The organism is Psychroflexus sp. MES1-P1E (genome assembly GCF_002836055.1).
GTDB lineage: Bacteria > Bacteroidota > Bacteroidia > Flavobacteriales > Flavobacteriaceae > Psychroflexus.
In genome coordinates this window covers 1-13,588 of record NZ_PJBS01000146.1, presented here as the reverse complement: position 1 = coordinate 13,588, position 13,588 = coordinate 1, and the positions used below count along the sequence as shown (strand labels likewise).

The 13,588-nt window shown below is 35.3% G+C and carries 15 protein-coding genes, 1 tRNA gene and 1 pseudogene; 5 read left to right on the top strand and 12 right to left on the bottom strand.

Annotation, left to right across the window (positions count from 1 at the left end; all coding sequences use genetic code 11):
- Nucleotides 1–21: 21 nt before the first annotated feature.
- Entirely contained in the window at nt 22–2,124 is a 2,103-nt protein-coding gene (feoB, locus tag CXF67_RS04300; protein ID WP_102087615.1) for a ferrous iron transport protein B, read from the bottom strand.
- Entirely contained in the window at nt 2,117–2,350 is a 234-nt protein-coding gene (locus CXF67_RS04295; RefSeq protein ID WP_102087614.1) for a FeoA family protein, read from the bottom strand. The genes feoB and CXF67_RS04295 overlap by 8 nt, the downstream gene beginning before the upstream one ends.
- Before the next feature lie 179 nt (nt 2,351–2,529).
- On the opposite strand from CXF67_RS04295, the gene asnS reads away from it, so the two are divergent.
- The 4 genes from asnS to CXF67_RS04275 all read left to right on the top strand — a co-directional run bounded on the left by asnS (nt 2,530) and on the right by CXF67_RS04275 (nt 6,979).
- Nucleotides 2,530–3,972 carry an asparagine--tRNA ligase gene (gene asnS / locus CXF67_RS04290; protein WP_102087613.1) on the top strand — a complete coding sequence of 481 codons (1,443 nt, stop codon included), beginning with the start codon at nt 2,530–2,532 and terminating at the stop codon, nt 3,970–3,972.
- Nucleotides 3,959–4,837, top strand: coding sequence for an RluA family pseudouridine synthase (locus tag CXF67_RS04285; RefSeq protein ID WP_102087612.1), 879 nt, complete (start codon nt 3,959–3,961; stop codon nt 4,835–4,837). The genes asnS and CXF67_RS04285 overlap by 14 nt, the downstream gene beginning before the upstream one ends.
- Before the next feature lie 82 nt (nt 4,838–4,919).
- Complete coding sequence (gene rpoN / locus CXF67_RS04280; protein WP_102087611.1) at nt 4,920–6,368, top strand: RNA polymerase factor sigma-54; 1,449 nt, start codon at nt 4,920–4,922, stop codon at nt 6,366–6,368.
- A complete protein-coding gene (locus tag CXF67_RS04275; protein WP_102087610.1) occupies nt 6,365–6,979 on the top strand; it encodes a hypothetical protein in 615 nt (204 codons plus the stop codon). Before rpoN ends, CXF67_RS04275 begins: the two co-directional genes overlap by 4 nt.
- Here CXF67_RS04275 and CXF67_RS04270 read toward each other — a convergent pair whose 3' ends face one another.
- The 8 genes from CXF67_RS04270 to CXF67_RS04235 all read right to left on the bottom strand — a co-directional run bounded on the left by CXF67_RS04270 (nt 6,980) and on the right by CXF67_RS04235 (nt 12,155).
- Nucleotides 6,980–7,678: a porin family protein gene (locus tag CXF67_RS04270; protein ID WP_102087609.1), complete on the bottom strand. Its 699-nt coding sequence runs from the start codon at nt 7,676–7,678 to the stop codon at nt 6,980–6,982. It abuts the gene before it with no gap.
- A gap of 96 nt (nt 7,679–7,774) precedes the next feature.
- A complete protein-coding gene (locus CXF67_RS04265) occupies nt 7,775–8,257 on the bottom strand; it encodes an ExbD/TolR family protein (protein ID WP_102087608.1) in 483 nt (160 codons plus the stop codon).
- A gap of 33 nt (nt 8,258–8,290) precedes the next feature.
- Nucleotides 8,291–8,896: an ExbD/TolR family protein gene (locus CXF67_RS04260; RefSeq protein WP_102087607.1), complete on the bottom strand. Its 606-nt coding sequence runs from the start codon at nt 8,894–8,896 to the stop codon at nt 8,291–8,293.
- A gap of 2 nt (nt 8,897–8,898) precedes the next feature.
- Nucleotides 8,899–9,333 carry a hypothetical protein gene (locus CXF67_RS04255; protein ID WP_102087606.1) on the bottom strand — a complete coding sequence of 145 codons (435 nt, stop codon included), beginning with the start codon at nt 9,331–9,333 and terminating at the stop codon, nt 8,899–8,901.
- A gap of 5 nt (nt 9,334–9,338) precedes the next feature.
- A complete protein-coding gene (locus CXF67_RS04250; protein WP_102087605.1) occupies nt 9,339–10,127 on the bottom strand; it encodes a MotA/TolQ/ExbB proton channel family protein in 789 nt (262 codons plus the stop codon).
- 57 nt (nt 10,128–10,184) lie between these two features.
- Nucleotides 10,185–10,274 (bottom strand) — tRNA-Ser (locus CXF67_RS04245).
- An 80-nt stretch (nt 10,275–10,354) separates the two neighbouring features.
- A complete protein-coding gene (locus CXF67_RS04240; protein WP_102087604.1) occupies nt 10,355–11,374 on the bottom strand; it encodes an asparaginase in 1,020 nt (339 codons plus the stop codon).
- Between the two features lie 13 nt (nt 11,375–11,387).
- Nucleotides 11,388–12,155, bottom strand: a complete 768-nt coding sequence (locus CXF67_RS04235; RefSeq protein ID WP_102087603.1) for a TatD family hydrolase — start codon at nt 12,153–12,155, stop codon at nt 11,388–11,390.
- A 51-nt stretch (nt 12,156–12,206) separates the two neighbouring features.
- On the opposite strand from CXF67_RS04235, the gene CXF67_RS04230 reads away from it, so the two are divergent.
- Nucleotides 12,207–12,644 carry a retropepsin-like aspartic protease gene (locus tag CXF67_RS04230; protein ID WP_102087602.1) on the top strand — a complete coding sequence of 146 codons (438 nt, stop codon included), beginning with the start codon at nt 12,207–12,209 and terminating at the stop codon, nt 12,642–12,644.
- 331 nt (nt 12,645–12,975) lie between these two features.
- On the opposite strand, the gene CXF67_RS04220 is transcribed toward CXF67_RS04230, so the two are convergent.
- Nucleotides 12,976–13,257, bottom strand: coding sequence for a hypothetical protein (locus tag CXF67_RS04220; RefSeq protein ID WP_102087600.1), 282 nt, complete (start codon nt 13,255–13,257; stop codon nt 12,976–12,978).
- A gap of 107 nt (nt 13,258–13,364) precedes the next feature.
- A pseudogene (locus tag CXF67_RS04215) lies at nt 13,365–13,588 on the bottom strand (DUF3667 domain-containing protein); the annotation flags it as partial.

Genomic DNA, 13,588 nt, shown 5'->3' with positions numbered 1-13,588 from the left:
ATTTCTTGTAACATCGATCTATTATTTTAAAATTTGAAAAGCTATTAAAGCAACCACATAAGCAAATCCTGACATTCCAAATAACTGTATCATCGGCCACTTCCAAGTTCCAGTTTCTTTCCTTACAATAGCTAATGTACTCATACACTGCATTGCAAAAGCATAAAATAGCAAAAGGCTAATTCCACTTGCAAAGGTAAATAATGGACCTCCTAAAACTGGATTGGTCTCTGCTGCCAATCTGCTTTTTATGGTTTGCTCATCATCATTTTCAACACTATAAATCGTCGCTAAGGTGCCTACAAATACTTCGCGAGCTGCAAAAGAACTGATGATCGCTATTCCTATTTTCCAATCGTAACCTAAAGGAATAACAGCTGGTTCTATAGCTCTACCTGCATAACCAATATAAGAATTCTTGAGCTTATAGGATGAGATTTCAGTATTTATTTCTTCTTGGGATAGCTCTGTCACATCTAAGGATGCAGTAACGATAGATTTAGCGTTATCAAAATCATCCGTAGGGCCATAACTTGCCAAAACCCATAAAACAATAGAAATAGCAAGAATAATTTTTCCGGCTCCAAAAACAAAAGATTTAGTTTTTTCGATCACCGTATAAAACACATTTTTAAAGATAGGCATCTTATAATCCGGCATCTCCACAACGAAGTAAGACTTAAATTCAATTTTTAGCATTTTACTAGCTAACCAGCCAGAGCCAATGGCAGTTACAAACCCAAGCAGATACAAAAGCATCAAGGTAATTCCTTGATAATTAAACACTCCAAGCCAGCGTTCGTCTGGAATTACCAACCCTATAATGATAAGATATACAGGAAGCCTCGCCGAACAAGTCGTAAAAGGCACAACTAGTATAGTCACTAGCCTTTCTTTCCAACTTTCTATATTTCTAGCAGCCATGACCGCTGGTATAGCACACGCCGTTCCGGAGACTAGAGGGACAATACTCTTCCCGCTCATCCCAAATTTTCGCATGATTCTATCCATCAAAAAGACGACTCTACTCATATAACCGGTTTCTTCCAAAATAGAAATGAACAAAAACAAAAAGGCAATTTGTGGAACAAAAATAACGACCCCTCCTATTCCTGGTATGATTCCTTCAGAAATTAGGTCTGAAAGCATTCCCAAAGGGAAAACATCTTTTACGTATTCGCTCATCGCCAAGAAACTTTCGTCAATGAAATCCATAGGATAAGTCGACCAGTCATAAATAGTCTGGAAAATCAAAAAAAGAATAGCTAAGAAAATCACATAACCCCAGAATTTATGAATCAAAAGCTTATCTATAGATGCTCTTAAGCCTTTTGCTAAAGCTAAATCCTTCGTCAAGGTTTCTTTTAAGGTTTCATTGATAAATTGATACCGCTTTATAGTTTCCTTTTGCTGAAGGCGTTTAATTTCTGAATCTGATTTTGGTTGAAATCCATTTTGTGATGTCATCCTATTCCTATTGGTTTTACCAAAATTGACATCTTGAGTAATCACCAACCATAATTTATACAAATCTTGTTTAGGATAAGCTTTTTTTAAAGATTCAAAGTACTGCTTATCTATTTTTGAAACCTCTAAACATGGATTTACAGATAGCTTTTGATGATCCATTATAGATTGCTTAAGCTCTGTAAACCCTTTATTTTTTCGGGCACTTATAAGATTAACTTTGGTCTTCAGTCGTTTTTCTAATAAACCCACATCTAGTTGAATACCTTTTCTATCCATACGATCTGCCATATTAATAGCTAAGATGGTAGGCAAACCTAAATCCTTGATTTGGGTAAACAATAACAGGTTTCGCTTTAAATTTTCAATATCACTTACAACGACAACAACATCAGGGTAATCTTTATCATTTTTATTCAACAGTAATTCAATGACCACATTTTCATCTAAAGAAGTTGCATTAAGACTGTAGGTTCCTGGAAGGTCTAAAATATGAGCTTTCAGGTTTCTGGAGAGTTTTACAACCGCTTCTTTCTTCTCCACAGTAATGCCAGGATAGTTCCCAACCTTTTGGTTGAGACCTGTCAAGTTATTAAATACCGAAGTTTTACCTGTGTTGGGATTTCCAACTAGAGCGACATTTATTTGTTTACTCATCGGGAATAAGTTCAATATGAATCAGCTTTGCTGTTTCTCTTCTAATGGATAAAAAAGTATCATTAATATTAAGGTAAAGTGGGTCTTTAAAGGGAGCAATTTGTATCAATTCAACATGATTTCCTGGCAAACATCCCATTTCTAAAAGCTTGAGTGGTATATCCTTAGAAGTCATCTCACCAATGATAGCTTTCTGTCCTTTTTTTAAACTAGCAATCGTTAACATTTATTTAGAATGGTTTTAAACAAAGATATGAAGCTTTCATGAAAATCAACACGCTCTTAAGCATAATTACCACTAGATTCTAAAATGAGTACAATTTAAGACTCTTCATCTATTTAGAGAAAGGTATTGTAAAGCCTTAGGGAAAAAATTATATTTGCCTCTCTCTTAAAATAAATGAAATGATAATTAAAAAAGTAGTTGAGCTTCTCGAAAGCGATCAAGTTCTACAGGAATATAAAGTTAATGGTTGGGTGAGGGCCTTTAGGAGTAATCGGTTTATCGCTTTAAACGACGGGTCTTGTTTAGAAAACTTACAATGCGTCGTAGATTTTAAAAATACCGATGACGACGTTTTAAGGAAAGTAACAACAGGTGCTGCGATTTCTGTTTCTGGTACTTTAAAAGAAAGTGAGGGAAAAGGACAGAGTGTAGAATTGGAAGTGAAATCCATCACCATTCTTGGAGAAGCCCATCCAGAAGAAGTGAAGAAAACTATTCTTCAACCTAAAAAGCACTCTTTTGAAAAATTAAGAGAGCAAGCACATTTAAGAGTAAGAACAAATACGTTTGGTGCGATAATGAGAGTGCGATCCAAATTATCTTTTGCTGTTCACCAATACTTTAATGATAACGGTTTCTTTTATGTGAACACGCCTATCGTTACTGGTAGTGATGCTGAGGGAGCGGGAGAAATGTTTAAAGTCACCAACTTAGACTTAAAAGACCCACCAAAAACTAAAGATGGCAAAATTGATTATTCCCAAGATTTTTTTGGAAAAGAAACTAATTTAACGGTTAGCGGCCAATTGGAAGCTGAGACTTACGCTATGGGCTTAGGTAAAGTATACACCTTTGGACCCACCTTTAGAGCAGAAAATTCCAATACGACTAGACACCTAGCGGAATTCTGGATGATTGAACCAGAAGTAGCCTTTTGTGATTTAGAAGGCAATATAGATTTAGCCGAAGATTTCATTCAACATGTCTTGAAATATATCACAGAGCATTGTAAGTCAGATTTAGAATTTTTAGAAGATAGACTTCTTGAAGAGGAAAAATCTAAACCAGAGAAAGACAGATCACCGATGCCTCTGCGTGAAAAAATAGATTTTGTCCTCAAAAATAATTTCAAAAGAGTTTCCTATACAGAGGCTATTGATATCTTAAGAAATTCGAAACCTAACAAAAAGAAAAAATTCAATTATATCATTAAAGAATGGGGGGCAGATTTACAAAGTGAACACGAACGCTATCTCGTAGAGAAACATTTTGAATGTCCTGTAGTGATTTATGATTACCCCGCTGATATCAAAGCCTTTTACATGCGACTGAATGACGATGGCAAAACCGTGAGAGCCATGGATGTTCTTTTTCCCGGTATTGGCGAAATTGCAGGAGGTTCACAAAGAGAAGAGCGCTACGATGTTTTGCTTTCTAAAATGCGAGAAATTGGAATAGATGAAAAAGAGTTGTGGTGGTATTTAGACACCAGAAAATTTGGAACTTGTGTTCACTCTGGCTTTGGATTAGGCTTTGAACGCCTTGTGTTGTTTGCTACAGGAATGTCGAACATAAGGGATGTCATTCCTTACCCTAGAAGCCCACAAAATGCAGAATTTTAAACCAGGAAATTGCATTGAAAGTCATCACGTCTTAGCCCTAGGAAAACAGATAAGGCTTCAGGACTATGGATTTACTGTGTTTGTTTCAATTAAAACTAAAAGCGCTTTAAAAAAGGCCATTAAGAAGGGTCTCCTCTTTCTTGATGGTCGGGTTGCTGAAACATCAGATTGGATAGAAGAGGGCCAAGTTCTGGAGTTGTTTGCTGAAGAACTTCTTCATAAAAAGAAAATTTTCCCCTTACAACTTAAAGTTATTTTTGAGGATGACTCTATGGCTGTTGTAAATAAGCCTGAAGGATATCCTACCAATGGGAATTATTTTAAAACCATTGAAAATGCCTTAACCTATAATCTAAAGACCTCTTCAGAAAGAGATAAACTCCCCTATCCACAGCCTGTTCATAGACTCGATAATCCGACATCTGGCCTATTGATTATTGCTAAAACGCTTTCATCAAAATCCTATCTGTCAGTTTTATTTGAGCATAATAAAGTTCATAAAATCTACTTAGCTATTGTAGAAGGACACTTTGATGGCCTTAGTGATATCATAAGTCTAGATATTGATGGAAAACAAAGTTCTACCAACTATAGCGTTGAAAAGATGTTTAAAATAAGCCAAGAAAAGTTCAGTTTACTGAGCTTAAAGCCAAGCTCCGGGAGGACTCATCAGCTGAGAATACACCTTTCAAAAATTGGTCACCCAATAGTTGGAGATAAAACTTATGGTTCCCTAACGCTATCTAATAAACTAATGCTGCACGCTTCCTCTCTTGAGCTCCGTCATCCTAAAACTGATAAAAGTTTAAGTTTCGAAACAGAAGTACCACATAAATTCGTTAAATTTATAAATAGAAGTTTGTAATCTTTTAGATTTGAAATGTGATAACCCAACCTGATTTTGATAAGGGTTCTCCACCGAATAAAAAAAAAAAGAATATACTATAATGCTTAAACAAGGCCTAAATTTAAAGTTATCACAAAAGCTGTCTCCTCAACAAATCCAGTTGATGAAGCTGATACAGCTACCTACCATGGCTTTTGAGCAAAGAGTAAAGCAGGAATATGAAGAAAATCCTGCCTTGGATGCAGGTAAGGAAAAGGACGAATTTGAAGATGAATTCAGTAATGAAACTGCCGAAGAGGAAAGGGATATTATTGAGACAGACTTTGATGTAGATGATTATTTAAGTGACGATGAAGTTCCTAGTTATAAATTAAAGGCCAATAATTACAGTGCCGATGACGAAGATAAACAAGTTCCTTATGCCTCTGGCACTTCCTTTTCTCAGTTTCTTAAGACACAGTTGCAAACCTTCAGTTTTAGAGAAGATCAGGAAGAAATAGCCTTTTTTCTAGTCGGCAGTGTCGATGATAGTGGATATATAAGGCGTTCCCTTATAGATATTGTAGACGATTTGGCTTTTACTCAGAATATTTATACCGACGAAGAAACCGTAGAAAAGGTCCTAAAAATAGTTCAATCTCTAGACCCAGCTGGGGTTGGAGCTAGAGACTTGAGAGAATCTTTATTGATTCAACTCCACAGAAAAAATAAGACAGAGAGCGTAGACCTTGCCTATAGAATCGTGGATGAAACCTTTGATAAGTTCAGTAAAAAGCATTATGAAAAGCTCATTCAAAAATTTTCCATCTCCGAAAAAAAACTCAAAAAAGCTATTGAAGAAATTGAACATCTCAACCCAAAACCTGGCGCTTCTTTTTCTGGAAATAGTAGAACGGTAGAACATGTAATTCCTGACTTTGCCATTCACATAAAAGATGGAGAGCTGGAACTGACCTTGAATGGCAGAAATGCTCCAGAAATGCATATTTCTCGTGATTATTCTAATATGCTGAAGGGATACAAAGAATCTATTAAAAAAACCAAAGAACAAAAAGAAACAGTTTTTTTCATCAAACAAAAACTAGATTCTGCAAAGTGGTTTATCGATGCTATAAAACAAAGACAAGACACCTTGTACTCTACCATGTATTCTATTATGATTCATCAAAAAGACTATTTTTTATCTGGTGATGAAAGGAGCTTGAAGCCGATGATTCTAAAAGATATCGCTGAGAAAATCAATATGGACATCAGCACTATTTCTCGAGTGGCTAATAGCAAATATGTGGAAACCCCTTATGGAACTTTTTTGATTAAAAGTTTCTTTTCAGAATCAATGACAAACGAAGAAGGAGAAGAAGTATCCACTAGGGAAATTAAAAAGATCTTAGAAATGACTATTGATGCAGAAGACAAAAAGAAACCACATACCGATGCTAAATTGGCTCAGATTTTAAAAGAAAAAGGCTATCCTATAGCTCGACGAACTATCGCTAAATATAGAGAACAATTGGATTTACCTGTAGCCAGACTTCGTAAGGAAATATGAAATCACTAAGGCGATTTTCTAAAGCAGTAACCATTCTTGGTCATCCACTCTGGATGCCATTACTCGGGTGCTTGTATTACTTTTATGCTATTCCAAATTACTTAGATAACCAAATCATCATGGCAAAACTACTTGCCATTTCCATTCTTACCATTTTTTTACCTGTAGTTTTTCTGTTTATATCTAAGAATTTAAAACTCATTTCAGATTATGAACTTTCTAAAGTCAAAGAAAGGCGGCTATTTTTAATGCTTTTTATACTTCTTATCTTAGTGCTGCTCAACAGAATTATAGATGTCTACAACTATAGAACTCTATTTTATTTTTTCTCAGGCATCTTATTTTCTGGAATTATTTCGTTACTCTTGAGTATGTTTAAAGTAAAAATAAGCCTTCATGCTTTAGGAATAAGTGGATTAACCTGTTTCATTATTGGGTTGAGTTTATCTTTTCATATAAGTATGTTGTTATCAATCGTGTTCTTTACTTTATTCTTAGGCATTGTAAGTTCGTCTCGATTACTTCAAAACGCACATACTGTCCCAGAGATTTTCATAGGAATTATAGCAGGGTTTTTACCCCAATTGTATTTCTTTAGTTATTGGATATAACTAAAGAAAGAAAAATACGAGACCTGCTTTTATAGGGGTTATACTCACGCGCTCTCCTGTTGACTCAACTTCACCTTCAAATACGGGAATGAGACTCATGTTTACAAAGAAGTTGATGGCACCGTATCCAAAAGTGAGTTTAGCGCTCGTTCTAATGGAATTAAGAGCGTTAACATCTGTAACCGTAAATTGTTCTTCAACAGACTCGAAAGTAGATTTAAAACGAAATACATAGCCAACTTGGACACCGAGATAAACTCTCCAAAAAGCATACTTATCTATATCTGAAGATCTCCACCTCAACTCTAAGGGAACTTCAACAAGATTGGTCGTAAACCGGTTGACATCGTAGTTGCGATCTTGATTTATGGGAAGAAATATATCTTGGCCAACCTTAGAATTAACTTGAAGAGATTGACCAAATGTATTTAGATTAAAACCAAGCCCTAAGCCAATAGACAGATTACGACGTTTATTAATGGGCATGTCTCGGATATAACCGAACATGAGACCTCCGGAAAATCCGGATTGATCAACATCTAAAGGTAATTCTGTCAAGAAATTGAAGCTAAACCCAAAGTAAAACTGATCCTCTCTGTAGAGCGAGTCATTTTTATTTTCTTTTAACCACTCAAGCTTATCTTGAGCAAAAAGTGAAGAGACAGAAAGGAGAAGGAGTAAGAATCCTATAAATTTCATAAATGACTAATATGGAGGAAAGATAAGCTAGTTTATAAACTAAAAAAGGCATTTCTTAGTTAGAAATGCCTTTTTTAGTTTGGTAAGATCGACTGCTTAATCTAAATTAAGTCCCGCTTCACCTTGTTTAGTAGTATAATTAATTTTTAAAGCTTCTGCTTTGCGCAACTCTTGTTTAATGTCTGATACTAACCCCATATTAGTTTCTTTATCAACTTTCAAAGCGGTAGTCAACTTATCACGTAATTCTTCACGCTTAGATTGTCGTTCCTCTTTAATAAATTGTTGTACATCATTAATACTTGCGTATTTATCATTCAATTGTATTCTGGCTTCTGTACCAAAGGTCTCTTGGTATCTTGGTGAAGGTTTCCCTGCGTAGATATACATAATCAGATTTTTCTTATCCAATTTTTCAACTTGGTCTGCGAAAGGTAAAATATTTTGAACCTTAAGAGAATTGTCTCTCATTACAGTAACCACCATAAAAAAGAACAAAAGCATGAAAACAATATCCGGTAAAGATGCAGTTGAAATTGCTGGAGTTCCTCCATCATCTTTCTTTTTAAATTTTGACATAAGTACTCAAATTTTTATCGTTTAGGTTCTGTTTTAGATAGGTTCTGCTTCAGATAATTTCTGTGGAAATAAGTTTTTTATGACACCAATTTTTTCCTTCAACTTATCCTTATCCCCTTGAAATTCTGGATCGTTGTAAGCATCTTCCATTTCTGTAAAATCGATGTTGTATAACCTATTCGCCTCCCTATCTCTTAAGACGTTATAGGCGGCCACAAGTTCATTTTGGACCGCTATATATCTTCCGTATTGAGTTTTCCTGTCATTCTGTAATGAAACGACAGCTTTTATAGGATTATCCGAGGAACTAGTAATTCCAGGACCTTGGCAATAATCGCAAGCTTCGTCACCTAGTCCTCCACCATTATCAAGAAAATCAATAGTGGCTTGTCTAAGATTCTTAAACTCCATAATCTCGTCTTCAACAAATAAACCTCCATTAGAATTCACTAAAACAACAAAAATATTACGTTGCTTCAATATTGGTGGCTCTTCTTGTTCATCATCTATAGGAGGTAATTTCCTTGTAATTCCGCTATCAGTTTCTATAGTAGTTGTGACTAAGAAAAAGATAAGCAAAAGGAAAGCTATATCCGCCATGGATCCAGCGTTTACCTCTGGTGCTGCTCTTTTTGCCATAATTATTTGGTTATGATTTTTTTCACACTAGATAAAAACATAGCTAGTACTGCCAATGCTGCAAGTATGTAAAAGGCTACTAATCCAGCACTTACCCATCTAGATCCATTCTCAGATAAAACGCCACCGTCCCTTAAAGCTGTTTCAGTTCCGTTAGAAACGACATAGGAAATAACTATAATTAAGATAAATCCACCTAATGAAAACAGCGTTTTTTTGATATTCCCTGTGAAAAGAGCTTTAATCGCAAAGAAAAGAACAGATAATACGGTCACCCCTAAAATAAAGTAGGACACCCACATAAACGGAGTCAAAACACTAGATTGCAAGGCTGCATCCGCTTCTATCGCATCGTCACCAGCGTTGAGGATCCTTATAAAAAGGATAGCCCCCACAACACCAAAAACGATTTTTATGATATTAAATATTTTGTTCATATTGATTATTTATTTTTATGTGCAACTAAAATGTCAATAAGTGTAATTGAAGCATCTTCCATATCATTCACAATACTATCAATTTTAGCAATGATATAATTATAAAATACTTGAAGAATAATAGCTACAACTAGACCAAACACAGTTGTTAAAAGGGCGACTTTAATACCACCTGCCACTAAAGAAGGTTGCATATCACCAGCTGCTTCAATTTTGTCAAAAGCTTGAATCATACCAATTACAGTACCCATAAAACCAAGCATTGGTGCTAAAGCTATAAATAGGGATACCCAAGATACGTTTTTCTCTAGTTGTCCCATTTGAACTCCACCATAAGCAACTACAGCTTTTTCAGAAGCCTCAACACCTTCATGCATTCTATCTAGACCTTGGTAATAGATTGACGCTACAGGACCACTTGTATTTCTACAGATTTCTTTTGCAGCTTCTACACCACTACTCTTCATAGCATCCTCAACACTTTGAGCAAGCTTTTTAGAATTAGTTGTCGCTAAGTTTAGGTAAATAATTCTTTCAAAAGCGATCGCTAATCCAAGAATAAGACAAAGAAGAACAATACCCATAAATCCAGGTCCACCTTCAATGAAACGGTTTTTTAATTCTTGATGGAATCCTACACTTTCTTCAGAACTTTCTTCGGAAGCACTCGCATCGTCTTGAGCGAAATTGACAGCAGCTTCTGTAAAAACGCCAGAAGTGTTTGCTGCAGTTAAAGTTGTGTTACCAACTGCCATGATTGCCAAAATGGCTAAAATTGAAAATAATCTTTTCATTGTTGTCTGTCTTAGAATTAATAATTAGTGTTTAAGTGTTTTAATTTATATGAATAGCAGAGAGGAAGGGATTCGAACCCTCGGTTCCGATACAATCGGAACATACGCTTTCCAAGCGTACACCTTCGACCGCTCGGTCACCTCTCTAGTTTTAAAATGAACTTATAGTAATGAATAGCAAATAAATAAAAAAAAATAGTTTTACAAGTAGAAATGAGCGTTAATTTTTAATTCATTTCTCCACGCAGTGAAGTTTCAAATATAGTTTTAAATACTTTAGGCCCTAATTTTTTGGATAAAAGATACATCATTTTCCCGACAGCTGCCTCTGTGGTAATGTCCCCCCCACTTATAACTCCTAGATTTTTTAAACCTGTACTCGTAGCGTATTTGCCCATTATTACTGATCCCCCGACACACTGAGTCACATTTACAACTTTCACTCCTCGATCTATAACCGACTTTAAAAGCTCCATAAACCATGGATCTGTTTTTGCATTTCCACTCCCAAAAGTTTCCAAAACAATCCCCTCAAGATGCGGAATGTTAAAAATATGACTTAAAGTTTCATAATTAATTCCAGGAAATAGTTTCAATATGAGAATATTATCATTTAAGAGCTTATGAACTATCATTTTCTTTCTCATATTGGGCTTGATCAATTTATCATAGCTGATCTTGAGATTAACACCCGATTCTGCAATAGGAGGAAAATTTGAAGACGCGAATGCTTCAAAATGCTCTGCATTCACCTTAGTCGTTCTGTTAGCTCTGTAAAGTTTATATTCAAAGTAAAGTCCAACTTCTTTAATAACGGTTTTCCCCTGCTCTTTAAGACCAGCTAGCTGTATGCTAGTGATTAAATTTTCTTTTGCATCTGTACGCAAGTCTCCTATAGGAAGTTGAGATCCTGTGAAAATAATGGGTTTTTTTAAGTTCTCGAACATAAAAGAAATGACAGAGGCAGAATAAGACATGGTGTCGCTTCCGTGCAAAACGACAAATCCGTCGTAGTCTTCAAAATTGATTTCTATCAACTCCGCCAACTTTACATAATCTGTTATATCCATATCTGAAGAATCCACAGGGTCATCAAAACTTACCGTACTGATATCGTGTTCCAATAATTTCAACTCGGGAATATTAGATAAAAGCTCATCAAAATTGAAAGCCGCAAGGACTCCAGTTTCAGGATCTTTTACCATCCCAATTGTACCACCTGTATAAACGAGTAAGATTTTAGACATAACTGATGTTCTATTAAATTCCGAAGACCTCTTTTGAGTTTTCTGTGGTTTGCTTGGCAATATCCTCAAGACTTAAGTCATAAAGTTCGGCTAATTTCTCCGCAACTTTCAACACATAAGCACTTTCATTTCGCTTCCCTCTATATGGCTTTGGCGCTAAGTAAGGTGAATCTGTTTCCAGAACAATATGTTTTAAGTCAATTTCATTTAAAAACTGATCTATTTTACCGTTTTTAAACGTTGACACCCCCCCTATTCCCAATTTCATCTTGTAACCTATAGCTTGTTCGGCTTGAGCTTTTGTTCCTGTAAAGCAATGAAAAATACCGTACAAGTCCTTTCCTTTCTCTTCTTCAAGGACTTCAAACACCTCATCAAAAGCCTCCCTACAGTGAATCACAATAGGAAGCTTATAAGACTTAGCAAGTTGAATTTGACGCTTGAAGGCTTTTCTCTGGGCTTCTAAGAAACTTTTATCCCAATACAAGTCTATACCAATTTCACCGATGGCGTAGAATTTCCTTTTCTTGAGCTGTTCTTCCACATGTGTCAGCTCCTCTTCTACGGTTTCGGAGACAGAGGTCGGATGTAATCCCATCATCAAAAACATTTGCTCTGGATATCGATGTTCTAAATCGTACATGGCTTGCGTTGTTCCTGAATCTATAGCAGGAATAAAAAACCGCTTCACATTATTATCTCGTGCTCTTTGAATCATTTCTTCTCTGTCTTCATCAAAAGCTTCAGAATATAAGTGAGTGTGTGTATCTGTAATTATCATAAGGGCAAATTTATTTAAAACGAAACTTTATATTTGCCGAAAACTCTATAAATGTCTTCCTTAAAATCATTTTTACTAGAAAAGAAGTATAAAGCACTTAAAATGAATAGCACTGAGACTAATCATTTTGAATGTAAAGTCCTCATCAATGATGTTGAAGGAAGCTTTATCATAGATACTGGCGCTTCCAGTTCTTGTATCGACTTTAGTTATGCAGAGCATTTCAATTTATTTTCTGAAGATAGTAATATCAGAGCTGCTGGGGCAGGTGCGACCAATATGCTTACCAAGACGTCTACCAGAAACAAAGTGAGCATTGGCAAGTGGACCAAAAAGAAAGTCGATTTAATTTTATTCGATCTTTCTCACGTCAATAAAGCACTAAGCGATCATGATGCTGAACTAGTTCATGGCATCATAGGAGCCGATATACTCAAGAGAGGAAAGGCGGTTATCGATTATAAAACTGATTATTTGTACTTGAAGTAGATTAACAGTGTTACTTACAACTTGAAACAAATTATTTTACAGCTTAAATCAGGTTGATTTTTTTGACTTATTAATTAACCTATAAATAAAGTATGTAGGAAAAAGTAAGGGTATGAGTACCACAAAATTTTTCGAAATTATCGCAGAAACTACACCAAAAATGACAATTCCTGCCAGAAAGCCAATCAATAAGACATTCATGATTTTGGTATTCTTCGTTTTCTTATGTTCAGTGAGTTGATTGTCGTTTAACTCAGGTGGGGCATTTTTTTGTATTGTTCTAGTTTAAAAAATATGAATTGAAGTTTCTTTGTCTAACTAGTTAATGTCATTAGCTGAATTTAAAAATCACATATAAAAGTATTGATGATAGAATACTCATAACTATTAGAAACTTAGTCAGCTGTTTTTTCTTCTCCAACTTCATTTTAGCTCGACTATCTGCCTTTACTTTTTTAAGCTCAGATTCTGATAACTTGGGGAAATCAAATTCCGTTTTTGAACGAGAGGAATTGTGCATTAATTTTCTATCGGACCTCGCCTGCCGTTTTTGATTGCGTTCCTGTTTTCTCGCCAAGGTTGCTTTAAAATGTGATAAACTTCCATCTGCCATAAGTCTAAGTTTGATTAATTTGTATGTCTAAAATTCCTCTTTAGCATTCTACTGAACTGAAGCCAGAGGTGGAGATGGTTGTAATTTTGAAATAGAAAGTTTCGTTTTTATTTCGGCTTAAGATATTCTAATGCGTCCATGGCTTCTGATCCTCCTATCATTGCAAAAACAAAACCTCCAATTACTGAAGCTATCATAAGAATGATAAAACTAAAAAATAGGATTAGAATTATTAATAAAACTCGACCAATTATACTTGTGAATGACTTTTCTCTGTAATATCCTTTAAAAAACCAGATCATGATGATAGGTATTATTAAGAACGATAGAC

Bases quoted from the DNA above. Each gene is read 5' to 3' on its own strand.
- feoB (WP_102087615.1), bottom strand. From the start codon at position 2,124: ATGAGTAAACAAATAAATGTCGCTCTAGTTGGAAATCCCAACACAGGT.
- CXF67_RS04295 (WP_102087614.1), bottom strand. From the start codon at position 2,350: ATGTTAACGATTGCTAGTTTAAAAAAAGGACAGAAAGCTATCATTGGT.
- asnS (WP_102087613.1), top strand. From the start codon at position 2,530: ATGATAATTAAAAAAGTAGTTGAGCTTCTCGAAAGCGATCAAGTTCTA.
- CXF67_RS04285 (WP_102087612.1), top strand. From the start codon at position 3,959: ATGCAGAATTTTAAACCAGGAAATTGCATTGAAAGTCATCACGTCTTA.
- rpoN (WP_102087611.1), top strand. From the start codon at position 4,920: ATGCTTAAACAAGGCCTAAATTTAAAGTTATCACAAAAGCTGTCTCCT.
- CXF67_RS04275 (WP_102087610.1), top strand. From the start codon at position 6,365: ATGAAATCACTAAGGCGATTTTCTAAAGCAGTAACCATTCTTGGTCAT.
- CXF67_RS04270 (WP_102087609.1), bottom strand. From the start codon at position 7,678: ATGAAATTTATAGGATTCTTACTCCTTCTCCTTTCTGTCTCTTCACTT.
- CXF67_RS04265 (WP_102087608.1), bottom strand. From the start codon at position 8,257: ATGTCAAAATTTAAAAAGAAAGATGATGGAGGAACTCCAGCAATTTCA.
- CXF67_RS04260 (WP_102087607.1), bottom strand. From the start codon at position 8,896: ATGGCAAAAAGAGCAGCACCAGAGGTAAACGCTGGATCCATGGCGGAT.
- CXF67_RS04255 (WP_102087606.1), bottom strand. From the start codon at position 9,333: ATGAACAAAATATTTAATATCATAAAAATCGTTTTTGGTGTTGTGGGG.
- CXF67_RS04250 (WP_102087605.1), bottom strand. From the start codon at position 10,127: ATGAAAAGATTATTTTCAATTTTAGCCATTTTGGCAATCATGGCAGTT.
- CXF67_RS04240 (WP_102087604.1), bottom strand. From the start codon at position 11,374: ATGTCTAAAATCTTACTCGTTTATACAGGTGGTACAATTGGGATGGTA.
- CXF67_RS04235 (WP_102087603.1), bottom strand. From the start codon at position 12,155: ATGATAATTACAGATACACACACTCACTTATATTCTGAAGCTTTTGAT.
- CXF67_RS04230 (WP_102087602.1), top strand. From the start codon at position 12,207: ATGTCTTCCTTAAAATCATTTTTACTAGAAAAGAAGTATAAAGCACTT.
- CXF67_RS04220 (WP_102087600.1), bottom strand. From the start codon at position 13,257: ATGGCAGATGGAAGTTTATCACATTTTAAAGCAACCTTGGCGAGAAAA.